Annotated in this window: 27 protein-coding genes; 10 read left to right on the top strand and 17 right to left on the bottom strand. The window is 37.5% G+C overall.

Going from position 1 to position 24,696, the window contains the following annotated elements:
- Positions 1–33 precede the first annotated feature (33 nt).
- Positions 34–771 (bottom strand): MBL fold metallo-hydrolase, encoded by a 738-nt coding sequence (locus J2R98_RS07500; RefSeq protein ID WP_307067627.1) that lies wholly within the window; start codon positions 769–771, stop codon positions 34–36.
- A 125-nt stretch (positions 772–896) separates the two neighbouring features.
- On the opposite strand from J2R98_RS07500, the gene yhfH reads away from it, so the two are divergent.
- Both yhfH and J2R98_RS07490 read left to right on the top strand, forming a co-directional pair.
- Positions 897–1,025 carry a protein YhfH gene (yhfH, locus tag J2R98_RS07495; RefSeq protein ID WP_017187003.1) on the top strand — a complete coding sequence of 43 codons (129 nt, stop codon included), beginning with the start codon at positions 897–899 and terminating at the stop codon, positions 1,023–1,025.
- Positions 1,026–1,145: 120 nt separating this feature from the next.
- Complete coding sequence (locus tag J2R98_RS07490) at positions 1,146–2,027, top strand: GNAT family N-acetyltransferase (protein ID WP_307067625.1); 882 nt, start codon at positions 1,146–1,148, stop codon at positions 2,025–2,027.
- Positions 2,028–2,210: 183 nt separating this feature from the next.
- Here J2R98_RS07490 and hemY read toward each other — a convergent pair whose 3' ends face one another.
- The 8 genes from hemY to liaF form a co-directional block, all read right to left on the bottom strand.
- Complete coding sequence (gene hemY / locus J2R98_RS07485) at positions 2,211–3,593, bottom strand: protoporphyrinogen oxidase (protein WP_307067623.1); 1,383 nt, start codon at positions 3,591–3,593, stop codon at positions 2,211–2,213.
- Between the two features lie 6 nt (positions 3,594–3,599).
- Positions 3,600–4,529, bottom strand: a complete 930-nt coding sequence (gene hemH, locus J2R98_RS07480) for a ferrochelatase (RefSeq protein WP_307067621.1) — start codon at positions 4,527–4,529, stop codon at positions 3,600–3,602.
- A gap of 17 nt (positions 4,530–4,546) precedes the next feature.
- The gene (hemE, locus tag J2R98_RS07475; RefSeq protein ID WP_307067619.1) at positions 4,547–5,578 is read right to left on the bottom strand and encodes a uroporphyrinogen decarboxylase; all 1,032 of its coding nucleotides are present in this window, start codon (positions 5,576–5,578) and stop codon (positions 4,547–4,549) included.
- A gap of 145 nt (positions 5,579–5,723) precedes the next feature.
- Positions 5,724–7,880 carry a transglycosylase domain-containing protein gene (locus J2R98_RS07470; RefSeq protein WP_307067618.1) on the bottom strand — a complete coding sequence of 719 codons (2,157 nt, stop codon included), beginning with the start codon at positions 7,878–7,880 and terminating at the stop codon, positions 5,724–5,726.
- Positions 7,881–8,011: 131 nt separating this feature from the next.
- The gene (locus tag J2R98_RS07465) at positions 8,012–8,194 is read right to left on the bottom strand and encodes a hypothetical protein (protein WP_307067616.1); all 183 of its coding nucleotides are present in this window, start codon (positions 8,192–8,194) and stop codon (positions 8,012–8,014) included.
- An 81-nt stretch (positions 8,195–8,275) separates the two neighbouring features.
- Positions 8,276–8,911: a response regulator transcription factor gene (locus J2R98_RS07460; protein ID WP_307067614.1), complete on the bottom strand. Its 636-nt coding sequence runs from the start codon at positions 8,909–8,911 to the stop codon at positions 8,276–8,278.
- A 16-nt stretch (positions 8,912–8,927) separates the two neighbouring features.
- The gene (locus J2R98_RS07455) at positions 8,928–9,965 is read right to left on the bottom strand and encodes a sensor histidine kinase (RefSeq protein ID WP_307067612.1); all 1,038 of its coding nucleotides are present in this window, start codon (positions 9,963–9,965) and stop codon (positions 8,928–8,930) included.
- A gap of 10 nt (positions 9,966–9,975) precedes the next feature.
- Positions 9,976–10,860 carry a cell wall-active antibiotics response protein LiaF gene (liaF, locus tag J2R98_RS07450; RefSeq protein ID WP_307067610.1) on the bottom strand — a complete coding sequence of 295 codons (885 nt, stop codon included), beginning with the start codon at positions 10,858–10,860 and terminating at the stop codon, positions 9,976–9,978.
- A 201-nt stretch (positions 10,861–11,061) separates the two neighbouring features.
- On the opposite strand from liaF, the gene J2R98_RS07445 reads away from it, so the two are divergent.
- Both J2R98_RS07445 and J2R98_RS07440 read left to right on the top strand, forming a co-directional pair.
- Positions 11,062–11,496, top strand: a complete 435-nt coding sequence (locus J2R98_RS07445; RefSeq protein ID WP_307067608.1) for a ferritin-like domain-containing protein — start codon at positions 11,062–11,064, stop codon at positions 11,494–11,496.
- Between the two features lie 119 nt (positions 11,497–11,615).
- Positions 11,616–12,788 (top strand): M20 metallopeptidase family protein, encoded by a 1,173-nt coding sequence (locus J2R98_RS07440; RefSeq protein WP_307067606.1) that lies wholly within the window; start codon positions 11,616–11,618, stop codon positions 12,786–12,788.
- Positions 12,789–12,835: 47 nt separating this feature from the next.
- Here J2R98_RS07440 and J2R98_RS07435 read toward each other — a convergent pair whose 3' ends face one another.
- From J2R98_RS07435 to J2R98_RS07425, 3 genes are all read right to left on the bottom strand, one after another.
- Positions 12,836–13,693, bottom strand: coding sequence for a YitT family protein (locus tag J2R98_RS07435; RefSeq protein WP_307067604.1), 858 nt, complete (start codon positions 13,691–13,693; stop codon positions 12,836–12,838).
- 185 nt (positions 13,694–13,878) lie between these two features.
- Complete coding sequence (locus tag J2R98_RS07430; protein WP_307067603.1) at positions 13,879–15,102, bottom strand: ABC transporter permease; 1,224 nt, start codon at positions 15,100–15,102, stop codon at positions 13,879–13,881.
- 1 nt (position 15,103) lies between these two features.
- A complete protein-coding gene (locus J2R98_RS07425) occupies positions 15,104–15,841 on the bottom strand; it encodes an ABC transporter ATP-binding protein (RefSeq protein WP_307067601.1) in 738 nt (245 codons plus the stop codon).
- A 143-nt stretch (positions 15,842–15,984) separates the two neighbouring features.
- Here J2R98_RS07425 and J2R98_RS07420 point away from each other — a divergent pair, with 143 nt between their 5' ends.
- Positions 15,985–16,404 carry an HIT family protein gene (locus J2R98_RS07420; RefSeq protein ID WP_307067599.1) on the top strand — a complete coding sequence of 140 codons (420 nt, stop codon included), beginning with the start codon at positions 15,985–15,987 and terminating at the stop codon, positions 16,402–16,404.
- Positions 16,405–16,514: 110 nt separating this feature from the next.
- Positions 16,515–16,886 (top strand): YtxH domain-containing protein, encoded by a 372-nt coding sequence (locus J2R98_RS07415; protein ID WP_307067597.1) that lies wholly within the window; start codon positions 16,515–16,517, stop codon positions 16,884–16,886.
- A gap of 208 nt (positions 16,887–17,094) precedes the next feature.
- Here the strand turns inward: J2R98_RS07415 and J2R98_RS07410 are convergent, their stop codons facing one another.
- The 4 genes from J2R98_RS07410 to J2R98_RS07395 form a co-directional block, all read right to left on the bottom strand.
- The gene (locus J2R98_RS07410) at positions 17,095–18,009 is read right to left on the bottom strand and encodes a glycine betaine ABC transporter substrate-binding protein (RefSeq protein ID WP_307067595.1); all 915 of its coding nucleotides are present in this window, start codon (positions 18,007–18,009) and stop codon (positions 17,095–17,097) included.
- 40 nt (positions 18,010–18,049) lie between these two features.
- Complete coding sequence (locus J2R98_RS07405; RefSeq protein ID WP_307067594.1) at positions 18,050–18,988, bottom strand: glycine betaine ABC transporter substrate-binding protein; 939 nt, start codon at positions 18,986–18,988, stop codon at positions 18,050–18,052.
- Between the two features lie 89 nt (positions 18,989–19,077).
- On the bottom strand, positions 19,078–19,920 hold the full coding sequence (locus J2R98_RS07400; protein WP_307067592.1) for an ABC transporter permease: 843 nt from the start codon (positions 19,918–19,920) through the stop codon (positions 19,078–19,080).
- A complete protein-coding gene (locus tag J2R98_RS07395) occupies positions 19,910–21,106 on the bottom strand; it encodes a quaternary amine ABC transporter ATP-binding protein (protein ID WP_307067590.1) in 1,197 nt (398 codons plus the stop codon). The genes J2R98_RS07400 and J2R98_RS07395 overlap by 11 nt, the downstream gene beginning before the upstream one ends.
- A 278-nt stretch (positions 21,107–21,384) precedes the next feature.
- Here J2R98_RS07395 and J2R98_RS07390 point away from each other — a divergent pair, with 278 nt between their 5' ends.
- From J2R98_RS07390 to J2R98_RS07380, 3 genes are all read left to right on the top strand, one after another.
- The gene (locus J2R98_RS07390; protein WP_307067588.1) at positions 21,385–21,876 is read left to right on the top strand and encodes a GbsR/MarR family transcriptional regulator; all 492 of its coding nucleotides are present in this window, start codon (positions 21,385–21,387) and stop codon (positions 21,874–21,876) included.
- A gap of 183 nt (positions 21,877–22,059) precedes the next feature.
- Positions 22,060–22,587 (top strand): HTH-type transcriptional regulator Hpr, encoded by a 528-nt coding sequence (locus J2R98_RS07385; protein WP_307067586.1) that lies wholly within the window; start codon positions 22,060–22,062, stop codon positions 22,585–22,587.
- A gap of 123 nt (positions 22,588–22,710) precedes the next feature.
- Positions 22,711–23,253 (top strand): DUF3267 domain-containing protein, encoded by a 543-nt coding sequence (locus J2R98_RS07380; protein ID WP_307067584.1) that lies wholly within the window; start codon positions 22,711–22,713, stop codon positions 23,251–23,253.
- Positions 23,254–23,534: 281 nt separating this feature from the next.
- On the opposite strand, the gene J2R98_RS07375 is transcribed toward J2R98_RS07380, so the two are convergent.
- Positions 23,535–23,624, bottom strand: a complete 90-nt coding sequence (locus J2R98_RS07375) for a YjcZ family sporulation protein (RefSeq protein ID WP_017186741.1) — start codon at positions 23,622–23,624, stop codon at positions 23,535–23,537.
- A 147-nt stretch (positions 23,625–23,771) separates the two neighbouring features.
- Between J2R98_RS07375 and J2R98_RS07370 the strand changes: the two genes are divergently transcribed.
- Positions 23,772–24,632 (top strand): peptidylprolyl isomerase, encoded by an 861-nt coding sequence (locus J2R98_RS07370; protein ID WP_307067581.1) that lies wholly within the window; start codon positions 23,772–23,774, stop codon positions 24,630–24,632.
- The last annotated feature ends 64 nt before the right edge of the window (positions 24,633–24,696 follow it).

The raw sequence follows: 24,696 nt of genomic DNA, 5'->3' as shown, positions 1-24,696 counted from the left end.
AAGTATAAGAAACTATGACAACATTCGCAATGATTACCTTTCAGATCGCCACGTTAATCCTTCGTGTGCTAGTGTGACGCTACCATGATATAGTGACTTCGCTTCACTAACCAAGTCATCAAGCTCTCCAAAATGAGGTAAATGGGTTAACCATAACGCTTCTACACTCGCATCTCGTGCTAACTTACCACATTCTTCACCTGTCATATGCCCAGCTTTCGAACCGTCCATTCCTTTATAAAAACTTGCTTCTGCTATTAACAAGTCTGCTTCTTTTGCAAAACCAGTTAACTCTGGGAAAAACGCTGTATCAGCTGTATAAACAAACGCCTTCTCACCGTTTGTCACCCGCATCGCATAACACGTTTTCGGATGTTTCGTCTTTTGAAATGAAAAAGTAAACGGGCCTAATTCTAAGTCTTGTCCTTCTTGATATCCTTTTCCTTTGGTTGCGACGTGATTAAGTTGATTAAAATCTGTTTCACTGTCATCTGCTGCATAAATCGGAATATGACCTTGAATATTTTTCAATTGTTGTTGTACTAAACAAGCATACTGAAATGAGCCAAGATCAGCTACATGATCGTGATGAAAGTGTGATAATACAACAGCATCGATCTCGTCTACTGTTACATACTGTTGTAGTCTCGATAAAGCCCCACTTCCTAAATCAATGACTACTTTGAAGCCATCTTGTTCTAACAAATAGCATGATGTCGCGCTTTCAGCCTCTGGATAAGCTCCCCAATAACCGATTACTTTCAAATCCATATAGGACTTTCCTCCCATTTTAAGTTATATAACAGATTTACACTTAACAAATCTGTATTAATACAGTATAGTATAAGTACAAGATAAATTTTCTTAAAATTCAAACCATTAAGGAGGACTTACTCATGTTAATGTCACCTGTACAGTTTTTCCGTAACCTACCGAAAAAGCAATGCGCAGTTTGCAAACAAGACATGGTTGAGCAAGCCGATTGTTACACAAACAAATGCGAAAAATGCGATTCGATTCACTAATTAGTTTATCACTAAACCATCCATCTCAAAACGAAAACACGCTCAATGTTGATTTGAGCGTGTTTTTTGCTGTCACATTATGTTTTAATATAGTGACAACTATGTATAAAGGAGAACACTATGTCAATTTCTACTATGCAATATGACGATGACCATAAAAACGAGTTGGTTAAATTATTGGACTTCTGTCATGAAGATAATACTTTACTCCATATATTGAATAGTCCTAGCCTAAAATTTGCTTACTCAGCCTATTATGATCACCAGCTAATCGGAATCGCTCTTGTTTGGACAAGTTCTATTCACCCACATTGCACATATTTTCGCATATTAACTATTCCAGACTATGGTGCTGAAGATAAATTACTCAATAAATTAACCAATCAAAAAGAGGTTCAAGCTCCATTACAAACTTCGATTTGTGAATCGTCTAATCATCTTAGACGCCTTTATGAAGCTCATCATTTTCAAGAAATTAGAAGAACTTACTTACCAACACTTAAGCTATCACAACTCGATGTGCCTGAGCCACCTACCAACACACAATACGTTTTAAAATCGTTAAAAGATCTATCTTTAGATGAGGCAAAATTAAATCAGTTAATAACCGTTGTTAAAAACAATTACGAACGCACACACCAAGCAAATCCAGTCGCGAAACTCGACACTGACCAATGGAAGCAAATGATTTTAGCATATGACACAATTTTAGACGGTAGTTATATTTATTTCGATCGCGACGCAAACGTTGTGGCTTACTCTTTTCTGCACGAATCAGACGAAGAAAGTACATATGAATTAGGATGGTGCGGCGTTGCAGAGGGGTACAGTCGGAACATCATTCCTACATTAATCACTCACCAAATACAGTATGCGGTCAATTGTGGTGTTCAGCATCTTATTGGAGAATTCGATACTACAGATGATCACGCAATGGAAGTATTTAATCACTTTCCTTTTAGTTCATCGCCTGCTTTAATAACTTACCGAGAAGTCGATTAATCTGGCCGTCTACTGCCTTTTCAGGCGAACGCTTAATTATTTAGGCGTTCGCCTGATTATTTTAAAATTCGCCTAATTATTAATTTTTTCGCCCGATTATCGAAAATTTCGCCTGATTATTTTTCACAATAAAAAGACTGCCCCCAATCAGTCACTTTTCATGACTATGAGAACAGCCTTTTATTAATTCTCCGCTATTTCATCGACCACTCTAATCGCTTGGTCCATACAATCTGGTAAACCAACACCGCGATAGGCGTTACCGATTAAATAAACACCCGGTAACTGCTCATTCACCTTCTCTTCTAGCCTTTCTAAGCGTTGAAGGTGACCAACAGTATACTGTGGCATCGCGTCATACAAACGTGTAATAAGTTTAAACTTTGGATCGTCTTCAATCGTCATAATCTTCTTCAAATCGTTGATCACGAGTTGAGAAATCTCTTCATCAGATAAATCTAGCACTTTTTCATCGCCTGGTTTGCCAACGTAGGCACGAAGTAAGACAGATCCTTCTGGTGTTGTATGTGGCCATTTTTTAAATGTCCACGTACAAGCAGTAATGCGGTAATCTTCTTTGCGTGAAACGACGAAACCTGTTCCATCTGGTAAGTTTTTCACCGCATCTTCATCGAACGCCATAGCGACATTGGCAACGGAAGTATTTTTCGTCTCAGATAGCTCATCCATAAATTCATACTCACTGAACAACTGTTGTGTCACATAGTGTGGTGTTGTCGCAATGACGTAATCCGCTTCTAACGGCTCTTCTTGACCATTAATATGTAACAAGTGACGTTCATCTTGCTTTTCAACTTGACTAACATCCGTCGACATACGAACCTCACAAGTTAACGCATCTGTTAAACCGTCAACTAACGTTTTCAAGCCACCTTCTAGTGTTAAAAACATGCCTTGTTTTTGGCCACCTGTCTGTTTCTTCGGTGTTGACTTTTGTAAGCCGCGAATTAAGCTACCGTGTTTCTTTTCTGTTTCAAGAAAATGTGGGAATGTTGCTTTTAAGCTTAGTTGATCAATATCACCCGCATAGATTCCAGAAATGAGTGGATGAATCAGCCTGTCGACAACTTCATCACCTAAGCGGCGACGAAAAAAGTGCCCGACTGAAATATCCTCTTCGACAGCCGTTTTACCTGTTGTGTAGTCTTTTAGCGCGTCTAATTTACCTTTAAACGTAAATAACGTTGAGCTAAAAAATGGCGCTAACTGTGTCGGAATTCCCATCACAGCCCCTTGCGGCATTGGGTGCAACTGGTCTTGAGATAAAATAAAAGCCTTACCTGTTGCACTTCTAATTAATTTGTCCTCTAAGCCTAAATCTTCAACTAAATGTTTCGCTGTCGTTTTACGTTCTAGAAAGGAATCTGGACCACGTTCGATCGTAAAACCATCACGTCGTTCAGTCCAGATGATTCCGCCTAAATGGTCTGTCTTTTCGATTAATGTTACATCAGCATCGACTTCATTCTTTTGTAAATAATAAGCGGCGGTGAGACCTGTAATGCCACCGCCGATAATTGCTATTTGCTTTCGCTTATTAGTCATAAAGGATTACCCCTTCAATGTCTCTTGTACAACCTTAGATAACGTGCTAATAAACTTCGGATGAGTGTTTGGCATTTCTGGACGATAGTAAGAAGCTTGAATATCGTCACACACTTCCTTACATTCAATATCATTGTCATATAACACTTCTAAGTGGTCTGACACGAAACCTGCTGGTGCATAGACAAATGTTGTATAACCTTTTTGTTCAAAAAGATCGCGAGTTAGATCTTGAACATCAGGTCCTAACCAAGGCTCTGGTGTGTTACCTTCACTTTGCCATCCAATCTCATAATCTGTAATACCTGCTTGTTCAGCGATTAAATCAGCTGTACGTTGCAGTTGCTCTGGGTATGGATCACCATCTTGAATAATCTTTTCTGGTAAACTGTGAGCTGAAACAATTAAACACGCATTGTTACGCTCTTCTTCAGTCATTTGACCGTATACTTTATTAACCTGTTCTACCCAATACTCGATATAACCTGGCTGATCGTACCAATCAACAACAGATTTTAAGTTAACGCCATGCTTTTCTGCTTCTTCTTGCGCACGTCCGTTGTATGACTTAATACTGAATGTTGAATAGTGTGGTGCTAATACGATACTGACCGCTTCAGTAATGCCGTCTTTTGCCATTTGCTCAATAGCATCTTCAATGAATGGGTCAATATGCTTTAAACCTAAGTATAGTTTGAATTCTACTTCATCTTGCTCTTCGTTTAATTTCGCCTCTAGCGCTTCACCTTGTCCACGTGTAATACGTGCTAATGGTGAAATCCCGCCGATTTCTTCATAACGGCTACGTAAGTCTTCAATCATTTCATCAGTCGGGCGATTACCCTTACGAATATGTGTGTAATAACGTTCTAAATCTTCTTCCTTGTAAGGCGTTCCATAAGCCATTACAAGTAATCCTACTTTTTTCTGTGCCATATTTACTTCAACTCCTCTTACTTCGAACTGTAGTCGTGAACTAATGCTGCTAAACGTTTTAGCGTATCTGGTTCGATATCAGGGAATACGCCATGTCCAAGGTTAAATACATAACCTTCTTCATCTTTTCCTTGATCTAAAATTTCTTTCGTACGTTTTTCAATGATGTCCCAATCAGCAAGTAAAATCGCTGGGTCTAAGTTACCTTGTAATGAACTCGTGATGCCCATATCTCTTGCTTGTGTAATTGACGTGCGCCAGTCTAATCCAACTGTTGAAACGGGTAAGTCATTGAACTCTAGTAATAAATGATTCGCACCAATTCCAAATAGAATCGTTGGAACATCTTCTTCTTTTAGAGCATTAAAGATCTTTTCCATCACTGGCTTAATGAACATACGGTAATCAGCAGCACTTACTGCACCTACCCACGAGTCAAAAATTTGGATCGCTTTAGCGCCTGCAGCGATTTGCGCTTTCGTATAAGTGATGATCATATCACCTAACTTGTCCATTAACGCAAACCACGTCTCAGAATCACCATACATCATTGCCTTCGTTTTATTGTATTGTTTTGATGGCCCGCCTTCAATCATGTAGCTCGCTAATGTAAAAGGTGCACCACTAAAGCCGATAAGCGGAACATTTAACTTCTCTTCAGTTAAAATTTTGATTGTGTCTAATACGTAAGGTACATCGTTTTGTGGGTCCAAATCGTCTAGCTTTTCGACATCAGCTTTCGAGCGAATTGGATTGTAAATGACAGGGCCGATTCCTTTTTTAATCTCTACATCCACACCCATTGGCGGTAATGGAGACATAATGTCTTTATAAAGGATCGCAGCATCTGTTTGGTAGTTAACAACCGGAAGCTCTGTCACATAAGCACAAAGCTCTGGTTGATGCGTAATTTCGAATAAGGAATACTTCTCTTTTAGTTTGTTGTATTCTGGTTGCGAACGTCCAGCTTGGCGCATAAACCAAAGTGGCGTGTAATCTGTTTTCTCTCCACGATATGCTCGTAAAATCGTATCATTGAACTGTGTCATAATGTCTCACCTTTCGTCTAACCATCTGCATTCAATATAAAACAAAATGCTTATAGTGTATAGTCATAGGGCTCAAATGTCATCATTTTGCCTAATTCTTTGTAATAAAATGTTCAAAGGTTGCCAAGCATCAGCAACCTTTGAGTTAAAAAGCTGAATCTCGGTTCGATTGTTCTCCTTCTTCACCGTTTAGTGGGTTAACTGGGACCACATAATAAGAAGGATTGTTGATCATTTGTACTTGTCTTACTCTATAACGACTCTCGCCTGTTACCGTTCCAATTTTCTCAACTTCCCCGTCTATTTCTCGATAAATATCATAATTAATCCGTTCATCTGTATCATCAGACCAATTCAAATCAACGTACAATCCGTCCAAGAACCCTAATGACACGTTAGCTGTTAAGTCAGTAATTTCTGGTAACCGCACAGGTGGTTCAAGATCATCTACATGTTCAGGTAATGAAAAACTCGCTTGAAAACCTCTTACGTCATCCAAGTCAGTCATAATTGTATCAACTAACGCTGTTGGCATACGACTTCCTGCTGTTAAATAATGATCTTCGTCACTGACATCATAACCAATCCAAGAGGCAACTGTATAATTCGGATTAAACCCGACAAACCATGCATCTCTCACACCGCCATCATGGTGTGGATGTTGGGTTGAGCCTGTTTTCCCTGCAAATTCTTTCGGGTATTGACCACCAGCTGCAGTTCCTTCTGTTACTACACCTTCAAGCATACGTGTTAAGTACCATGACGTTTGCTCAGAGAACAGTCGGCCTACTTCAGGTTCAGGTGAGTCCAAACGTTCACCGTGACGGTTTTCAACTTGCAAGATGGTGTACGGCTCAATATATTCTCCGCCTTGTGCAAACGTACGATATAAAGCGGCCATGTGTAACGGTGACACACCATCTTCCAGTCCACCTAATGCTACTGATAAACCTTGATCCTCAATATTAAACCCTAAATCGCGTAAGTATGATAAACCTTGTTCAACACCAATTTCATCGAGCAACGCAACAGCTGGTACATTTTTAGAGTCTTTTAAGGCATCATACATCGTCACTTCGCCATCATACGTCTGATCAACATTTCTTGGGTTATAATTACCAAAATCAATTGGTTCATCAGTCAACAACGTATATGGATGATATAAACTTTCTTCTAAAGCAGGACCATAAACAGCTAGTGGCTTAAATGTAGAGCCAGGCTGCCTTTTTACATTGACACGATTTAAATCGCCACGGTTATGTTCGCGTCCACCAATTGCCGCTCTCACAACACCTGTTTCTTGATCAAGAATAACAGTTGCACCTTCTACACCTTCTTGTGATCCTTGGAAAAATTCTTCTTGTTGCATTCTCTGATATGCAATCTCTTGTGCTTTTGGATCTAAGCCTACTGTAACACGGTAACCACCTGTATAAATCTCTTCACGTGATAAGTGATAGTTATCTTCCAACTCATCTAAAACTAAGTCAATATAACTACTTAACCACGGACTTTCTTTCGTTTCACCAAGGTTTAAACCTAATGTTTTCCCTTGTTCATGACGTGCTGTTTCTGCATCAAGCATACCAATTTGATACATTCGTTCTATGACAAGGTCTCTTCTTTCGAGCGCTCTTTCTTCATTATTTATTGGAGAATAATAGTTTGGCGCACGAGGCATAGCAGCTAACAGTGCCCCTTCTGATATTGAAAGCTCTGAAACCGACTTTGAAAAGAACGTTTGCGACGCTTCTTCAACTCCATATATACCATTTCCAAAATAAATTTCATTTAAGTAATATTCGAGAATTTCATCTTTTGATCGTTGTCTTTCTAAGTAAATCGCTCCCATGACCTCTTTCGTCTTACGCATCCACGTTTGATCATTTGTCAAAGCTGTATTTTTAACGAGCTGCTGGGTAATCGTGCTCGCTCCTTCAGCCTTACTCCACGTCGTAATATCACGATAAAAAGCTCGTCCAACAGCCCAAAAGTCGACTCCACTATGGTCATAAAAGCGATGATCCTCAATTGCTAAAAACGCATCAACGACATGCTCTGGCACCGTCTCTAACGGGACATAAGTTCTATTTTCATCATATAATTTTACAACTTCATTCCCATCTTCCGTTTCAAGAACAGTCGATTCGGAAAAAACGAAGTGCTGATCATCTACAACAAAGCGCCCACCTAATAAGATGAACATAAATCCTAGTAAGCTTAAAACGATTAATAAACCGACACTATATAGCACCCAGCGCCATTTACCAAACGTGTTTTTTATATATGTTTTAACGGCCATAATGCCACCTCAATTATTAATCTTCACAATAAACCACTCTACATTATATTATAGTCTATTTTTTTCGACAAAACATTTATTGTAAACTTAAATAATTGTGGGAGCACTGATTAATTTGTGTGAGCGCGAAATTAATGCCAGCGCCGATATTTTTGCTGAGCGCTGATAATTTCTTGCGTGCGCCGATAAATCCTTCCGAGCGCTGATAAATTATCGTGAGCGCCGATATATTTTTCCGAGCGCTGATATATTTTTCCGAGCGCCAATAAATCCTTGCGAACGCTGATAAATTCACGTGCAATTCCATCACACATTACACTCTCCTACACGAAGCAAAAAAACGCCAACCAAATACGTCATCCGCATTTGATTAGCGTTTCTTATTAGAGCATATGCTACTTCATTAACCCCTTTTGATGTGCATATACCGCTGCCTGAGTTCGGTCCTGCACTTCTAACTTATGCAACACGTGACTAACATGTGTTTTCACTGTTTTAATTCCGATAAACAGCTTTTCACTGATCTCAGTATTCGTCAGACCATTCCCAATACATATTAATACTTCAAGTTCTCGTTGAGTTAAATCTTCGTGAAGTTGTTTTTCAGGTGACCGCATACGGGTCATCATTTTCCCTGCTACTTTCGGTTCAATCACATTCTCTCCATTTACAGCCTTTTTCACCGCTTCTGCAATTTCGTCTGCTGATGACGTTTTTAGCATATAGCTAAACGCACCTGCCTCTAACGCTGGGAATACTTTTTCATCATCATAATAGCTTGTTAAAATAATAACCTTACAATCTGGTAATTGGTCAACAATACGTTCAGTTGCTTCAATACCGGTTCCGTTATCCATAATTAAATCCATTAACACAACGTCCGGTTTTTCTTTTAAAACGAGGTCTGCTCCTTCATCCCCACTTGAAGCTTCTCCAACGACTTCAATTTCATCTTCAGTCATTAAATACGTTTTAATTCCTTTCCGAACCACGTCATGGTCATCGACAATCACTAATTTAATTTGACTCATCGGTTTCCTTCACCCTCTACTTTGGAATACGAATATCGATATAAGTACCTTCGCCAACTTTTGATTTAATATCAAACGTACCGCCAATTTCTCCACATCGTTCTTTTATCGAATTCAGCCCATAAGATGCTTTAGCATTCATCTGTTGGTCTAAATCAAAACCGTCACCATCATCACTAATATAAATATAGATCATATCTTTTTCTTTTATTCTCAATTCAATATGAGAAGCATTAGCATGGCGCAACGTATTCGACAATGCTTCTTGAACCATTCGAAAAATATGCTCTTCTTTCGACTGTGAAAGCTGTAATTCTGAATCAAGGTCTACTTTAAACTGAATATGACAACGTTGTTTTAATTCTTCAATTAAACGATCAATTCCTTCATGTAATGACTCGCCTGATAAATGAACGGGACGTAAATGTAATAATAATGCACGCATTTCATTTTGTGCTTGTAGAGACATTTGTGAAATTTCTTCTACTTGTTCTTTTGCTTGCTCTGGCTTTTTATCAATAATTTTACTCGTCGCTTGTGACATCATTGACAATGCAAACAGCTGTTGGCTTACTGCGTCATGTAAATCACGTGCCAACCTTTGTCTTTCTTCCACTGTAGCTGCTAAATGTGCTTGTTTCGCATACTCTGACTTTTCTTCAGCCATTCGTTCTAACGATTTTACTTGCCCTTTAACCTTAGTAGCTAAATCATTTAATTCATGACCCAACGTACTAAATTCATCCTTTGAATCTTTCATAAGAAGACTAGCATTAAACTTCCCTTCAGATAATGTCGCTATAAAAATAGAAAGCTCTTGTAACCGATCTTTAACACGTCCCCCTTGACGAAACATGACATAAAGACCAACAAACGACAACGTCAAAGCAGCCGCAATAAGAGTAAGAATAATCGCCTCGACTGCCAACCAGCTTGGCTGAATGACAGAGTGTGTAAAAAATAGTATTAAAGCGATGATTAATAAAGAAAAATAAACTGCATACAAATAACTACCGATCAGTTGATAACGAATACCTTCTAATTTTTTAAACATATTCCACACCCTAAACCGAGATCACTTTCACATCACCTATTTGGCACTTTATATAAATGTTCAACTTGCGCGTTGCTTCCTCATAGTCATCAGATTGATAACTGAGTGAGCTGTACATGCCCGAACGGTTCTCACCGAACACTGTTATATCACCAATACTCGCTTGACCATACACCTTAACTGCAACATGTTCAGGTACTTTTAATACGATATCACCAATATAGCCACGTAATATGACTTGCGTTTCTTTTTCAGGGATATAAGCTTTGGAAAAATCGATATTAATGTCACCGATAAACGCCCACAGATCCATTGGTTCTAAAGACCAATTTTCTCGCGATAAATTCAAATCCGTTATAAAGCTTTTTCCTCTTTTAACATGATGAATATAACGCCCAGTTCGCTTTTCGCCAACTTCTTCTTCATATGAATTGTCAAACTCACGGTCAACATCTTCATTCGAGTCGTTAAAGAAATCATCATCAAACTTCTCTACAACTTTTGAGCGATGGTTATTTCCGTTATAGTCACCATTAGAATAAACTTGGATGCCTTTAGTTTTTTTTTCAGTTACTAAACTAGCTCCAATATAAACGAGTATAAGTGGCCATAACTTCCAAAAGTCACCGAATGAAAAATCAGCATAACCGTAATTTCCCGCTAGTAACAAAGAACCAAATATTAAGAAAAACAGTCCCCAAAACCAGCTACCGCCAGGCGTTGTCCTAAAATAATTAACGAACAGCATAAGACCTAAAACGACAAAAATGAGCGGCCATGCCCCAACAAATGCATCTGATATTTCCAGGGTAATAATTTGTAGATTTTGCAAGATTAATGTCACACCGAAAAAGATCAGTGAAACGGCAAATAACCATTTTAAGAAACGAAACACATCACTCACACCTTTATTCGATCAAGTTTAAATACTCTTAAATGAATTGTTATCTATATTATAGTGGCATTTCCATCTTTATGTAACATTCTACAGTATGTTTATATCTCAGACTATAGACTGAGAGCATAAAGTCATTTGTTTCAACCCACATTAAGATGGGTATCGTTTTATTAGAACACTAATTGAGAGGTGATCAAAATGGAACAAAAACTTAAACAACTGATCGATGGTTTAAATGAAGATTTGGCTCACGAGTATGGTGCGATCATTATGTATACGTACAACGCTTCAGTCGTCACTGGACTTTACCGCCAAGTGTTAAAGCCGTTTTTCGAAAGCGAGGTTCAAGACGAGACTTCTCACGCATTATACTTATCAGAGAAAATTAAAACATTAGGTGGCACGCCAACGACGACTCCAGCACCTGTAGAACAATTAACAGATGTAAAAGACTTGCTTGAAGCAGCATTACAAGCAGAAAAAGACACGATCGACCGTTACGAACAACGTAAACAACAAGCTGAAGAATTAGGTTATACCGAACTAGCTGTCAAATTAGAAGATTTAATTGCAGACGAAACTCACCATAAGGAAGAAATCGAACGATTACTTCAAGACCGAAGCTTTCAATAATTATAAGTAGGTCACGCAATAATTCGCGTGGCCTATTTTTTATCTCAATTTCAATTATTACGTTTCTCGAAAATTCTGTTATAATTAAACTAATTTAGATGAAGAAGGGAGAAACTAACATGTGGGAACAGCTTTATGAAAAAATTGATGGACTTTACGACCGTATGGTAGAAGATCGTCGTTATCTTCACCAACATCCCGAACTTTCATTTCACGAAAAAGAAACAGCAAAATATATTAAAAACCGTTATGATGAATTAGGTATTCCTTACAAGAGCAATATTGGTGGTTACGGTATTGTCGCAACACTTGAAGGTGGTAAACCTGGTAAAACAGTCGCTTTACGCGCTGACTTTGACGCGTTACCGATTCAAGAAGAAAATGATGTACCATATAAATCAAAAGTAGACGGTGTCATGCATGCGTGCGGTCATGACGGCCATACAGCATCACTACTAGCCGTCGCTGAAGCTGCATTAGAGTTTAAAGACGAATTGCCGGGTACATTAGTCTTTTTACATCAGCCTGCTGAAGAATATGCCCCAGGTGGCGCTAAACCGATGATTGACGAGGGTGCATTAGAAGGTGTCGATGCGGTATTCGGTACACACTTATGGGCAAGTACACCGTTAAATAAAATCGAAACGACAAAAGGACCTTTCATGGCTGGTGCCGACCGTTTTACGGTTACGTTTAAAGGTAAAGGTGGACATGGTGCGCTTCCGCAACAAACGAAAGACCCTGTTGTAATGGCCGGCCAAGCAATTGTGGAATTACAACAAGTTGTTAGCCGTCGCATTAATCCTCTTCAACCAGCTGTATTATCAATTGGTAAAATCGAAGGCGGAAATGCGTTTAACGTCATCCCTGATACGACGTCCTTAACAGGAACGGTTCGTATACTAGATAAAGAAGTTCAAGATGAAATAATCGATGAAATGCATAAAATTTTAAAAGGCATTACAATCAGTTTTGATGCTGACTATGAATTAGATTACGTTAAAGGGTATCCACCTGTCGTGAACCACGAAAAAGAAGCAGAGTACTATTTAGAAAACGCTGAGGAGATTCCTGGAGTAGTTGGTTATGAAGAAGTTGATCCTATTATGGGTGGAGAAGATTTTGCTTACTATTTAGAAGAGCGACCTGGTGCGTTTTTCTTTACTGGTGCACAAATTGAAGGGCATGAATACCCGCACCATCACCCTAAATTCGACTTTGATGAACGCGCACTACCGACAGCTGCGAAAGCATTAATCCACGGCTATAAAAAATATCAAGAAGATCAGTAATAAACAAAAAGGAGATGAAGCCTATATTTAGGTTCATCTCCTTCTTTTTATATCGGATCATAAAATCCTCGACCGACCACTTCTGCCGAATCCGTAACGATCACAAATGCTTCAGGGTCAACCTCTTTAATAGTTCGTTTTAAACCACCTAATTCAGACGAATTTACAACACACATTAAGACAGGGCGCTCTTTGTCTGTAAAACCACCTTGAGCAGATAACCTCGTCACACCACGATCCACCCGAGTGTAAATCGCTTCTTGCACATCTAAATACTCATTTGAAATAATGAGAGTCGTCTTCGTCTTATTAAAACCTGTTTGAACTAAATCTATCGACTTACTCGTCATATAAACTCCAATTAAAGCATATAAACCGAGTTCAATATCAAATACGATAATAGCCGTTAATACGACCATACCATCGACAACAGCAATGCTGGCACCTAACGATAAACTCGTATACTTATTTATTAATTGTGCTAATAACGCCGTTCCTCCCGTTGATGCATCACCTAAAAAGACGATCCCTAAACCGACACCGACACCCAAACTTCCGAACAACGCAGCAAGTAAAGGGTCCTGCACAAACGCATCTATATTTCGTGTTAAATAAACGAAAAAAGGTAAAATTAACGAACCTGATAACGAACGAAATGCAGATCCTTTTCCGAGTAAATAATAAGCGACAAATAATAATGGTATATTTAATCCCCAAATCACATACGCTGGCTCTAAACCAAATAAAGCTTCAGTGATCGTACTAATACCGCTAGCTCCACCTGCAGCGACGTAATTTGGAAGTAAGAATCCGTTATAGGCTACCGCCACAATCGCAGAACCAACTATAATATAAAGCATCTGTTCTATTCTTGATAAATGTGTTTTTCGTTTCTGTCCTACCATTGATGATCGAACCTTTCTATACTATCTCTATCATTAAACCGTGATGATTTTAACACTATTCTTATCGTTTGTGAACATCAGCGTGTGAACGCTTTATCAGATAAAAGCGAAAATTCACCCTTCAAAAAAAGAAAAAGGCTATGCTAAATTAACTCTTAGCATAACCTTTTTAATTCAACCCTATTTTACGTCCCTAATTTTCGAATGCGCCCTTTCACATAAAACGCCTCAAACAACACAGCAAACGCAATAGCTAAACTACTGTAAATTAATGCGCCCATTAAATCTGTAGCAAAGAAGAAGACAACACCCATCACGATAATTTTAAGCAACATGAGAACTAATATTAACTGATGGACTGCCTTTGTCCTTAAAACGTGTGGCACTGGGTATAACTTAATCCAATCGAGTGATCGATGGTGATTGTAAATCGTAATAAATTGAAACCCAGTTAAAAATAAAAACAACATGGCGAAAATAATTTTTCCCCAAAAGGCAGGAATCCAAAAAGCGAAAAATACCGCTAACAGCATTAGCCTTAGGTACATTCCTAAATAATCACCACTTCTAATAAACGTAATGCTATACAAATAGATAAACGTTTGATTTTGTCTTAAAGGCATTCTACTTGTTACAAACCGAACAAGCCCATGACGTTTTTTCGGCTTGCGCTTTAAATGAGGAACGTCTGTTGACATGTTGGCAATACGATAGAAAAATTGTAGTCTCGCTTCCTCTTTTTCAATAAGATCATCCCACGGTAAACTAAATTTCTTATATACATTGTGATAATTTAAAAATACAACCCCAACTAACAATAACGCTGCTATGAATGAATAATACGGTTGCCCAATGGCCAGAAAGAACAACGCAAACACATTAATAACAAGACGAACTCCCAGATCCAAATAATGAAGCCCTTGTTCACGCGTTTTTTGGATGAACCAAGTCGCAAATAAGTTCGCCACTTTAAGAACTAAAGCAAAAACTAAAACAAATAACAAATAGATAGAACTAATTTCCTTATAAACCGTAAAATATAACGGTGATAAAGCAAATATAAAAATCGCAATCCAATAACTTTGCATTATGAAGCTATAGACGATTGAATTTTTAATATAGGGTTTCAGCCTATTTTCTACACTTAATAAGAACACTGTGTCAGCTTCTTTAAAAAACGTACGAACAGGACTGTAACTTAACAATAAGCCAACTAATATAGCCATAATCCAAGCCACTGGAAATGTGTCCGGGACTGTCTCTAACCATTGCTGGTAGAAAAAGGCGAATGCCGCTACAAAGAAAATTAATGCAAACGCTAAGTGATCGTTAAATATTAACCGCATATAACGGCTAACCATTTTTAAATGACTATTTAAACGTTCTTTCCATAATTGATTTGTATCCATTTCACGCATCGTCCTTTGTCAATTGTACGTAAATGTCATCTAAACTTGCTTGTGGCATATTAAACTCTTGTCTTAGGTGATCCAGTGTCCCATAAGCGCGAATTTCACCGTGATGAATAATGACAAAACGATCACAATATTTTTCAGCTGTTGCTAAAATGTGTGTCGACATTAACACGCCAGCTCCCTGCTCTTTCATCTCATTCATCGTATCTAAATAAGACTGAATCCCAAGAGGGTCTAAACCAACAAAAGGCTCATCCACAATATACAAAGAAGGGTTGACTAAAAACGCGCACATAATCATAACCTTCTGCCTCATTCCTTTAGAGAAATGAACAGGAAACCATTTACGCTTCTTATCTAAATGAAATTCTTTTAATAAAAAGTCTGTTCGTTCTTTATACGTTTGTTCATCAATACCGTAAGCCATTGCTGTTAATCTTAAATGTTCTTCTAATGTTAATTCTTCATAAAGCATCGGCATCTCAGGTATGTAAGCAAACTCCCGCCGATAACTTTCTAGATCTTCCACAATACTTTTCCCATTAATATTAACCGAACCTTTTTTCGGGTTCATTAAGCCGATAATATGCTTAATCGTTGTACTTTTACCAGCACCGTTTAACCCGATTAAACCGACGACTTCTCCTTTTTTCACTTCAAATGAAATGCCGTGTAAAACATTTTGCTTCGTATAACCACCAACGAGGTCTTCTACCTTTAATAAATCACTCATGTTATCCCTCTCTTCTATCATTACACTATATATTTATCATACCAAAAATTTCATCAGATTTAATAGCTTAGACCTTTTCTTCTTACATTCGACAAATGATTACGTTACAATACTAATTAAAGAACATATTTAGGAGGATGACGATGTCAGATTGTATCTTTTGTAAAATTATTGATGGTGAAATTCCGTCAGCGAAAATTTATGAAGACGAACAAGTATACGCTTTTTTAGACATTAGTCAAGTAACAGAGGGACATACGTTAGTCATTCCAAAAAAGCATTGTCAGGACGTATTCGACCTTGATGAAGAAACAGCAGCAAATCTATTTAAAGCGGTTCCAAAGATTGCAAATGGTATTAAAACAGCATATGAACCAAAAGGATTAAACACATTAAACAACAATGGTTCATTTGCAGACCAAAGTGTATTTCATATCCACATTCATTTAATTCCTCGTTATAATGAAAATGATGGATTTAAATCAAAGTGGGAAGTACATGGTGACGATTACACACCAGAAAAACTTCAAGATATTGCAGGTAAGATCGCATTTGAGATTTAACGACGATCACCCTTTAGAAAACTATGAAGTATTTTGACAGAAGATTAGCACTAAACATTATAGGGAAAACAGGTTATAATAGCAGTAAGTAACGAAAGGGGTTATAAATCATGCCAAATGGTAAATCGTTATTTTTAGGAGTATTAGTCGGTGGGGTAGTTGGAGCATCAGTATCACTATTAACAACACCTACTTCAGGTGAAGAAATGCGTAACCGTATGAAAGATCAAACCGACCGTTTACGTGACCTTACACAAGAAATTAAAGAAAACGGATTAGACCTTAAAAATCAATTAGCGCAAACATCTAAAGAAGGTGCCGCACTGTTAAAAGACTTATCACAAGACATTAAAGAGTCTGTTGAAAGCTGGAAGGAAACAGTCGAACCTCATCAAGAAAATTTACAAGAGCACTTACTTCAAATTGAAGAGGGTATTAAAGAATTAGAAGAGAAGATTAAAGAACAAAATTATAGCAGGTAAACCGACTGATCAGGCGAACGCTTAATTAATTAGGCGTTCGCCTGATTATTTTAGATTTCGCTTAATTATTTTGAATTTCGCTTAAAAAAATAAAACTTCGCTTAAATATCGAAAAAATCGCCTAATTAATCAATAATCAGGCGATTCTTTAATCAAAATATAAGCCTACCAAGTAGGAAATCCCTCTTGATAGGCTTATATAGTGAATTTATTCAGCTGGTTCTAAATCTTCAATTGAATCAATATCCATATATCCAGGGACGACTAAGCCAATTTTAGCTCCTTCTAAGTTAGGGCCTAAATCAACGATGTCATCCTCTACACTTTCATAGAATCCAGCGTGAGTAAATGGTAACCATGCTGCTACTGTAGCATCTGCATCACCTGTTGCAAGTGATTCAAAGACGATTGCAGGGTCTACAGGTGTTACGTCAACATCAAAGCCGTGTTCTTCTAATACGATTGAAAGAACACTTGAAGATGAGCGTTCAGTGTCCCAAGGTGTTGAGACGATCTCAATTACAGAACCGTCACCTTCTGCTACACCTTCAGTCCACTCAGATACTTTACCTTCATTTTCTTCTACCCATTGTTGAGCAACATCATGAATATCATCGCCTGTTTCATTGGATTCATACATGATTTCTTCCATGTCTTCTACATCCCAATAAAATCGATCAATGATTTCATATGCTTCAGGATGTTCTTCTTCAAAACCTAATCGAGCAAGGGTCTGAATATTTTCAGCTCCACCATAAATACCTTTTGGATCATCAAGGTATTTTAAATCTGGAAACTGTGCGAACTTCCAATGTGGGTTCCAACCCGTTACGATAATCGGTTCCTCATTAGCAATGGCAGATTCTAATTCTGTAACCATTGCTACTGTTGACGATTGTTCAAGGTCCCATCCAGCCAAACTTTCATAACCACCTTCTTGGTCAATAGCCGTTTCAGTTGTTGCTGTAATACCAGCACCTGGCTCAATCCCGATAATCGTGTAATCTAGTTCTTCACTATAGTTGAAATCGTCACCATTAGCAGTATCATCATCTGTACCACATGCTGATAGCACGAGTACAGATGAGATTGCTAATAACAACACAACTTTCTTTAAGTTCATGTTTAATTAGATTCTCCTATTCAAACAAAATGAATTTTACTTACTGTAAACCTTCAGTCCACTCTGACACTTTATCTTCGTTTTCCTCAATCCAATTTGCTACTGCTTCTTCTACATCAGTACCCTCTTGAACTGCAAGCATAATTTCTTCCATGTCAGTAGTTCCCCAATTAAATTGGTCTAATACTTTATAAGCATTTGGTAGATCTTCTTCTAGACCTTCACGAACCATAGTACCAATGAACTCCTCTTCACCAAATGATAATTCAGGATCTTCTAGGTACTTAAGGTCATACTCAGCGAACTTCCAGTGCGGTGTCCAGCCTGTAACAACAATTGCTTCTTCATTGCTAATCGCTTCACCTAAAGCTGTAGCCATTGCACCTGAAGATGACGTTTGGACATCCCAACCTTCTAAGTTAGCATATGTTTCAGTAGCGTTTTCAGCTGCTTGTACTACACCAGCACCAGCTTCAATACCAGTAATCGTTTCGCCTAACTCATCAGCATACTGATCTAAATCTTCAATAGAGTCAATTTCCATATACTCAGGTACAACTAAACCAATCTTTGCACCAGATAGGTTTTCACCTAAATCAACTAAATCATCTTGGTATTCTTCATAAAGGTCACCATGAGTACCTGGTAACCATGCAGCTACCATACCATCTGCTTGACCATTAGCAACCGATTGCCACATAACAGCATTATCAATTGGTGTTAAGTCTACATCATATCCTAGATCTTCTAATACATGACCTACTACATGAGTAGACGCAATTTCAGAATCCCATTCAACATATACTAATTCTACTTCTTTACCTTCACCTACTAATGTTTCTTCTTCAGTTGTCTCTTCACCATCTGCACCTTCTGGGTCTTCAGTGGCATCTTCATCGTCAGTACCACATGCAGCGATTACTAATGTTAGCGCAAGTACTGCGATTAAACCTAAACGTTTCCATGTTTCTTGTAACATGTTTAAACAACTCCCCTTTACATATTTGTTTATGTTTTATTGGAACTTCTCTCCCCAATAATGGAGAGAGAAGAAGCTCCCTTAAGTTATTACTTTTCTTTATTTAAGTTTTGCGTAAAGCGGTCGATGATAATCGCTAAAATTACGATACCAAAACCTGCTACGAAACCTGGTCCAGCATCAGCACGTTGCAGAGCTGATAGTACTTCACGACCTAGACCTGGTGCACCGATCATTGATGCAATAACAACCATTGATAATGAAAGCATTACCGTCTGGTTTACACCAGCCATGATTGTCCGTCTCGCCATCGGCAGTTCCACTTTAAATAGTTTTTGGTTTCCTGTTGCACCAAACGCATCTGATGCTTCCACTAGTTCTTTAGACACTTGGCGGATTCCTAAGTTTGTAAAACGAACAACAGGAGGTGTTGCGAAAATAAATGACGCAAATACACCTGGAACCATACCGATTCCGAAGAATGCTACTGCCGGAATTAAGTAAACGAATGCCGGCATCGTCTGCATGAAGTCTAATACTGGCGTAATTATATTTTCTGCTAATTTACTCTTCGACATTAATATACCCACTGGAATACCAACTAAAACAGAAATTAAGCTGGCGTAAAAGACGAGAGTAAATGTGAACATTAATTCTTCCCATAATCCTTGGTTATGCACAAAGATTAAACCAACAATTGTAAACGCCGCTAAACCGAACTTTTTGCCACTTAGAAGGAAAGCAAGAATAGCAACTAAAATAATAATGACAATCGGTGGCACCATCGATAAATAATCAGCTGAGTTATCAAGTAACCAACCGAAACCATCTTTAATCGGATCAAATAACCAACTAAACCAATCCGTAATTTTATCTACAGTCCAGTCGATACCATCGGCGACTGGTATATATGGTATGTTATCAAGCACCATCTCCGTTCACCTCATTTCCATCAGCTAATGCTGCAATGACTGCTCCACGTACAATAACACCACGTAGCTTGCCATCTTCTGTTACTGCAACTGGCACTGGAGCATCATGAATAATATTAAAGATATCTTGAATGCTCGTTTCTAAATCAACTGTTGGCATATCATCTTTCATAATTGAACTTAACTGAGATACACCTTCTTCACGAGCTTTTCTAGCATCCTCTGCTGTAACATAACCTTTTAAGTTACGAGAACGGTCTGTTACAAAGATTGAAGATAAGCCTTGTTCGCGCATTCTTTCTAATGCTACACGAGGGCCGTGCTTATCATAATCAACAGTTTCTGGACGCTTCATAATTTTATCGGCAGTTAACACTTTAGAACGATCAACGTCCTCAACGAACTTCTCTACGTAATCGTTAGCTGGATTAATTAGAATCTCTTCTGGTGTACCAATTTGTACAATTGAACCATCCTTCATTAATGCAATGCGGTCACCGATACGTAACGCTTCATCTAAGTCGTGTGTAATGAAGATGATCGTTTTCTTCATCGTTTCTTGTAAATCTAGTAATTCATCTTGCATATCTTTACGAATTAATGGATCTAACGCAGAGAATGCTTCGTCCATTAATAGAACCTCTGGGTCATTAGTTAATGCACGAGCTAAACCAACACGTTGCTGCATACCACCCGATAGCTGACTAGGATACTGGTTGACATAACCACCTAAACCAACTAGATCTAAAGCTTCTTTAGCTTTTTGTGTTCTTTCTTCTTTCTCAATTCCTTGCACTTCCAAACCGAACTCAGCATTATCTAAAACCGTTCTAAACGGAAAAAGTGCGAACTTCTGGAATACCATACTCATTTTAGTACGGCGAATTTCACGTAAGTCTTCTTTGTTCATCGTTGCTAAGTTTTGGCCGTCAATTTCAACACTACCTTCAGTTGGTTCAATTAAACGGTTTAACAAACGTAATAAAGTAGACTTACCACTTCCTGAAAGCCCCATAATAACGAAAACTTCGCCTTCTTCTACTTCAAAAGTTGCACGGTTTACACCTACTGTACAACCAGTTTTCTCAAGGACTTCTTCTTTAGAATATCCTTCATCTAATAATTTCGTTGCCTCTTTTGTTTTTTTACCGAAAATCTTCGATAAGTTTTCGACTTTAATAGGCACTGGTTTACACCTCTTTCTAAATCACTTTAAATCTGAACTTAGTTGAAATCACTTTGTAACAATCACTCTTATAACTATATTAGTTTGTGTTGGAATTCTCAAACAACAAATAGAGCGACATAGTTTCATATATTCCGTAAAGTTTGAACTGAACAAACTTATCAGACAAAATCTTTTAATTTTCTCTATAATACTACAAAATACTCATAAATCTCCTGTTTTGTTTTTACCAGAATCTAGTGTAGATTGATTGTAGATGACCTAAGGAGGTTCATTATATGCAGACGAAACATAATGAAGAAGCGCTTGATCACTTGCACCATTCAATGATTAGTGAATTTTCTAAGACACTTGAAATGTTTTCATTAAACACGACCGAGTCTCAACTTTTCGTCATTCTCTATTTAAGTGATGAACCCATGACATTGGATGATATGAAAAATGCACTAGGCAAAAGCAAAACGGCAATGAGTAATTCAATCCGTACATTATTAGACTACAACCTAGTAGAACGTGTCTGGATTAAAGGCGTGAGAAAAGATCTCTATCAAGCCGAGAAAGATCTTTATGGTAAATTCATGAAGGCTTATGTGAATCGCTGGCTAGATGCCATTGAGCGTCAAAAATCAAACCTTCAACAAATTGAAGAACACATTCAAGACGACGAAATACAAAGTGACAGACAAACTAGCGTTAAGTTAAAAGAAGCCATACGATTTCACGATGCATTAGAAGATGTTTTCAATGACATTCACGAAAAAGACTTATAATAAAGGTAGAGTTGCAGGAATCAATAATTTCCTGCAACTCTTTTAATATATTATGTTAAAATATTAGTACATTTAAATATAGTTATTCTACCTATTTAGTTAGACCAACACGTTATTTAACAATATTAATAGGGTAAGCTTTTGGTTAAGTTATCAAAATATTATTAAAAAGGAGTCGTTCTTGTGAGTAAAGAATCGTATTCAATACAGGAGGCCATTCTATATTCACACAAAATGGCACAATTATCGAAGGCCATTTGGAAACAAATCGAAAAAGATTGGCAAAATTGGGTCAAACCATTTGAACTCAATTTAAATGAGCATCATATTTTATGGATATGTTATCACTTAAATGGTGCCAGCATATCAGAGATCTCACAGTTTGGAATTATGCATGTGTCTACTGCTTTCAACTTTTCGAAAAAACTAGAAGAGCGGGAGTTATTAACATTTTCAAAACGAGAGGAAGATAAACGTAATACGTATGTAGAGTTAACAGATGCCGGTAAGGAATTATTTGAGGAAACAATGGAAGCTCATGCAAATGGAACAGATAAAAACACTGTTATGCAAGCTTCTCTTCCATTAAAAGATTTATATGGAAGATTTCCAGAATTTCAAGACTTAGAAGCAATCGTTAAAAATATATATGGAGACGAATATTTAGAGATTTTAGACCGTTCAATCGCAAGCATTCGTGAGGAATATTGACGAATTAAGAGTTTTTTCTAGAAAAGGGTTGAATTTTTTCTGTGTAGGGCGTATTATCACTTCTGTAACAGCATAATTAATAGTGAGTAATCGCTGAATATAGGCAGAAAAGGAGGCCCTAATATGACTTGCTGGAAAACGTTAAACATCTCTAGAGAATACGGTCAACATCGGCTGACTATTCTATCAATCTTTCTTGGTATTATATCTTTTATTGTTTTATATATACCATTTTCAATTTTACATCAAAATGCGATATTACATGACCCAGCATTGTGGCAAGTCATGTTAGGGCTATTAACTTTACCAATTTTGCATAAGTTAGCTCATGCATTTCCGATTACTTTTACAAGTAAAGAATTTAAGTTAAAATGGTATTTCAAATATCGATATATTCCTTTACTAAAATTAAAGGTGCGTTCAAGTTTATCTAAGCGCACTTCGATTATAATGATGCTAGCGCCTACAGTCGTCATTACAGTTCCTTTATTAATTGGTGCAACGGTGTTTCCAATGTTTTACCCAATTTTAATAGTATTTGCATCCATTCATATTGGAATTTCACTGACGGATTGGTTAATACTCTCATTTTTCATTAAGGCGCCAAAAAAATGTATCGTAGAAAAGACAAAAAACAACTACGATATATTAGTGCAATCTCCTTAAACGTGTTATAATGTGAAGGGATTTAGGAGGGGAAACATTGTTACTTTTTTATGTTCCATTTGCCATATTTATATTTTACGCATTTAACTCCATGACTCAAAAATTCTGTACTAAATCAGAAATGTCTAATGAGAAAAGTGCAAAAGTTTATCGTACGATTAATATTTCAATGCTAGTACTACTCATTTCATCGTATTATGAAATGAATTATCTATATTAATAATAAAAAGGTTGATCCTCAATTTGAGGATCAACCTTTTTTGTGACGTCCTAAATCAATCTTAGAACCAAGATGCTCCAACAATGATTAACAGAATGAACAGCACAACAATTAAAGAGAAACCTCCTGAATAACCTTTACCGTAACTCACCTGATTCACCTCCTAAACATTAACTACGATATACTATGTGTTCGTTTCTTCGTTTGTTTAGGCACATAACAATTTGATTGGTGTAACTTAAAGAAAATTATGATATATTTATGATTGTACGATTACATACTTTTAGGGGGAAAATTGATGAAAAAAGTTGTACTAGCCTTGCTGACTACATCTTTATTAGTTTTAGCTGCGTGTAGTGGAGACGGCAATGACACAGTAATGGAATCTGAAGCCGGTGATATTACTAAAGATGAATTTTATGAAGAATTAAAAGAGCGACACGGGGAAGCTGTGTTACGCGAAATGACTACTCGAATGATCTTGGAATCACAATATGATATCTCAGAAGAAGAACTTAATCAAGAAATTGAAGATTTCAAGGAGGAAGTTGGACCACAGTTTGAACAATTTTTAGTTCAACAAGGGTTCCAAAATGAAGCTGAATTTAGAGAAGCATTATATATGAGCCGTTTAGAGTTTGAAGCAGCAACAGAAGATTTAGATGTTACGGAAGAAGACGTTGAACTTCGTTACGAGAATATGCAAAAAGAAGTACAGGCTCGCCATATTTTAGTAGATGATGAACAAACAGCACAAGAAATAATTGACCTATATGAAAGTGGTGAAGATTTCGCTGAATTAGCTGAAGAGCATTCCACTGATGGTACCGCTCAATTAGGCGGAGACTTAGGTTATTTCACTGGTGGCGATATGGTTATGCCATTTGAACGTGCTGCATTTTCACTTAATGAAGGTGAAGTTAGTGAACCAGTCGAAACGCAATATGGTTGGCATGTCATTCTAGTTGAAAATATTCGTGATGCTGAAGTTGAATTAGATTCACTTGAAGAGATGGAAGACCAAATTCGCCAAGACTTACTTACTGCACAAGTAGATCCTAGTGAATTACAGCTTATTATTGAACAAGTCATTAACGATGCTGATGTAACAATTCATGATGAAGAGTTAGATCATTTATTCGGCTCTGAAGAATCATAAATATATTTAATAGTACAACTTGGCCATACCTTGTTGTACTATTTTTTTACATATATGTATTGGT

It is taken from the genome of Alkalibacillus filiformis (assembly GCF_030814115.1).
GTDB lineage: Bacteria > Bacillota > Bacilli > Bacillales > Alkalibacillaceae > Alkalibacillus > Alkalibacillus filiformis.
The sequence above is the reverse complement of the archived record's forward strand: the minus strand, read 5'-3'. Positions and strand labels throughout refer to the sequence as shown.

What these genes read in the sequence shown, in the direction of transcription:
- J2R98_RS07500 (WP_307067627.1), bottom strand. Translation starts at nt 771, where the DNA reads ATGGATTTGAAAGTAATCGGTTATTGGGGAGCTTATCCAGAGGCTGAA.
- yhfH (WP_017187003.1), top strand. Translation starts at nt 897, where the DNA reads ATGTTAATGTCACCTGTACAGTTTTTCCGTAACCTACCGAAAAAGCAA.
- J2R98_RS07490 (WP_307067625.1), top strand. Translation starts at nt 1,146, where the DNA reads ATGTCAATTTCTACTATGCAATATGACGATGACCATAAAAACGAGTTG.
- hemY (WP_307067623.1), bottom strand. Translation starts at nt 3,593, where the DNA reads ATGACTAATAAGCGAAAGCAAATAGCAATTATCGGCGGTGGCATTACA.
- hemH (WP_307067621.1), bottom strand. Translation starts at nt 4,529, where the DNA reads ATGGCACAGAAAAAAGTAGGATTACTTGTAATGGCTTATGGAACGCCT.
- hemE (WP_307067619.1), bottom strand. Translation starts at nt 5,578, where the DNA reads ATGACACAGTTCAATGATACGATTTTACGAGCATATCGTGGAGAGAAA.
- J2R98_RS07470 (WP_307067618.1), bottom strand. Translation starts at nt 7,880, where the DNA reads ATGGCCGTTAAAACATATATAAAAAACACGTTTGGTAAATGGCGCTGG.
- J2R98_RS07465 (WP_307067616.1), bottom strand. Translation starts at nt 8,194, where the DNA reads ATGTGTGATGGAATTGCACGTGAATTTATCAGCGTTCGCAAGGATTTA.
- J2R98_RS07460 (WP_307067614.1), bottom strand. Translation starts at nt 8,911, where the DNA reads ATGAGTCAAATTAAATTAGTGATTGTCGATGACCATGACGTGGTTCGG.
- J2R98_RS07455 (WP_307067612.1), bottom strand. Translation starts at nt 9,965, where the DNA reads ATGTTTAAAAAATTAGAAGGTATTCGTTATCAACTGATCGGTAGTTAT.
- J2R98_RS07445 (WP_307067608.1), top strand. Translation starts at nt 11,062, where the DNA reads ATGGAACAAAAACTTAAACAACTGATCGATGGTTTAAATGAAGATTTG.
- J2R98_RS07440 (WP_307067606.1), top strand. Translation starts at nt 11,616, where the DNA reads ATGTGGGAACAGCTTTATGAAAAAATTGATGGACTTTACGACCGTATG.
- J2R98_RS07435 (WP_307067604.1), bottom strand. Translation starts at nt 13,693, where the DNA reads ATGGTAGGACAGAAACGAAAAACACATTTATCAAGAATAGAACAGATG.
- J2R98_RS07430 (WP_307067603.1), bottom strand. Translation starts at nt 15,102, where the DNA reads ATGGATACAAATCAATTATGGAAAGAACGTTTAAATAGTCATTTAAAA.
- J2R98_RS07425 (WP_307067601.1), bottom strand. Translation starts at nt 15,841, where the DNA reads ATGAGTGATTTATTAAAGGTAGAAGACCTCGTTGGTGGTTATACGAAG.
- J2R98_RS07420 (WP_307067599.1), top strand. Translation starts at nt 15,985, where the DNA reads ATGTCAGATTGTATCTTTTGTAAAATTATTGATGGTGAAATTCCGTCA.
- J2R98_RS07415 (WP_307067597.1), top strand. Translation starts at nt 16,515, where the DNA reads ATGCCAAATGGTAAATCGTTATTTTTAGGAGTATTAGTCGGTGGGGTA.
- J2R98_RS07410 (WP_307067595.1), bottom strand. Translation starts at nt 18,009, where the DNA reads ATGAACTTAAAGAAAGTTGTGTTGTTATTAGCAATCTCATCTGTACTC.
- J2R98_RS07405 (WP_307067594.1), bottom strand. Translation starts at nt 18,988, where the DNA reads ATGTTACAAGAAACATGGAAACGTTTAGGTTTAATCGCAGTACTTGCG.
- J2R98_RS07400 (WP_307067592.1), bottom strand. Translation starts at nt 19,920, where the DNA reads ATGGTGCTTGATAACATACCATATATACCAGTCGCCGATGGTATCGAC.
- J2R98_RS07390 (WP_307067588.1), top strand. Translation starts at nt 21,385, where the DNA reads ATGCAGACGAAACATAATGAAGAAGCGCTTGATCACTTGCACCATTCA.
- J2R98_RS07380 (WP_307067584.1), top strand. Translation starts at nt 22,711, where the DNA reads ATGACTTGCTGGAAAACGTTAAACATCTCTAGAGAATACGGTCAACAT.
- J2R98_RS07370 (WP_307067581.1), top strand. Translation starts at nt 23,772, where the DNA reads ATGAAAAAAGTTGTACTAGCCTTGCTGACTACATCTTTATTAGTTTTA.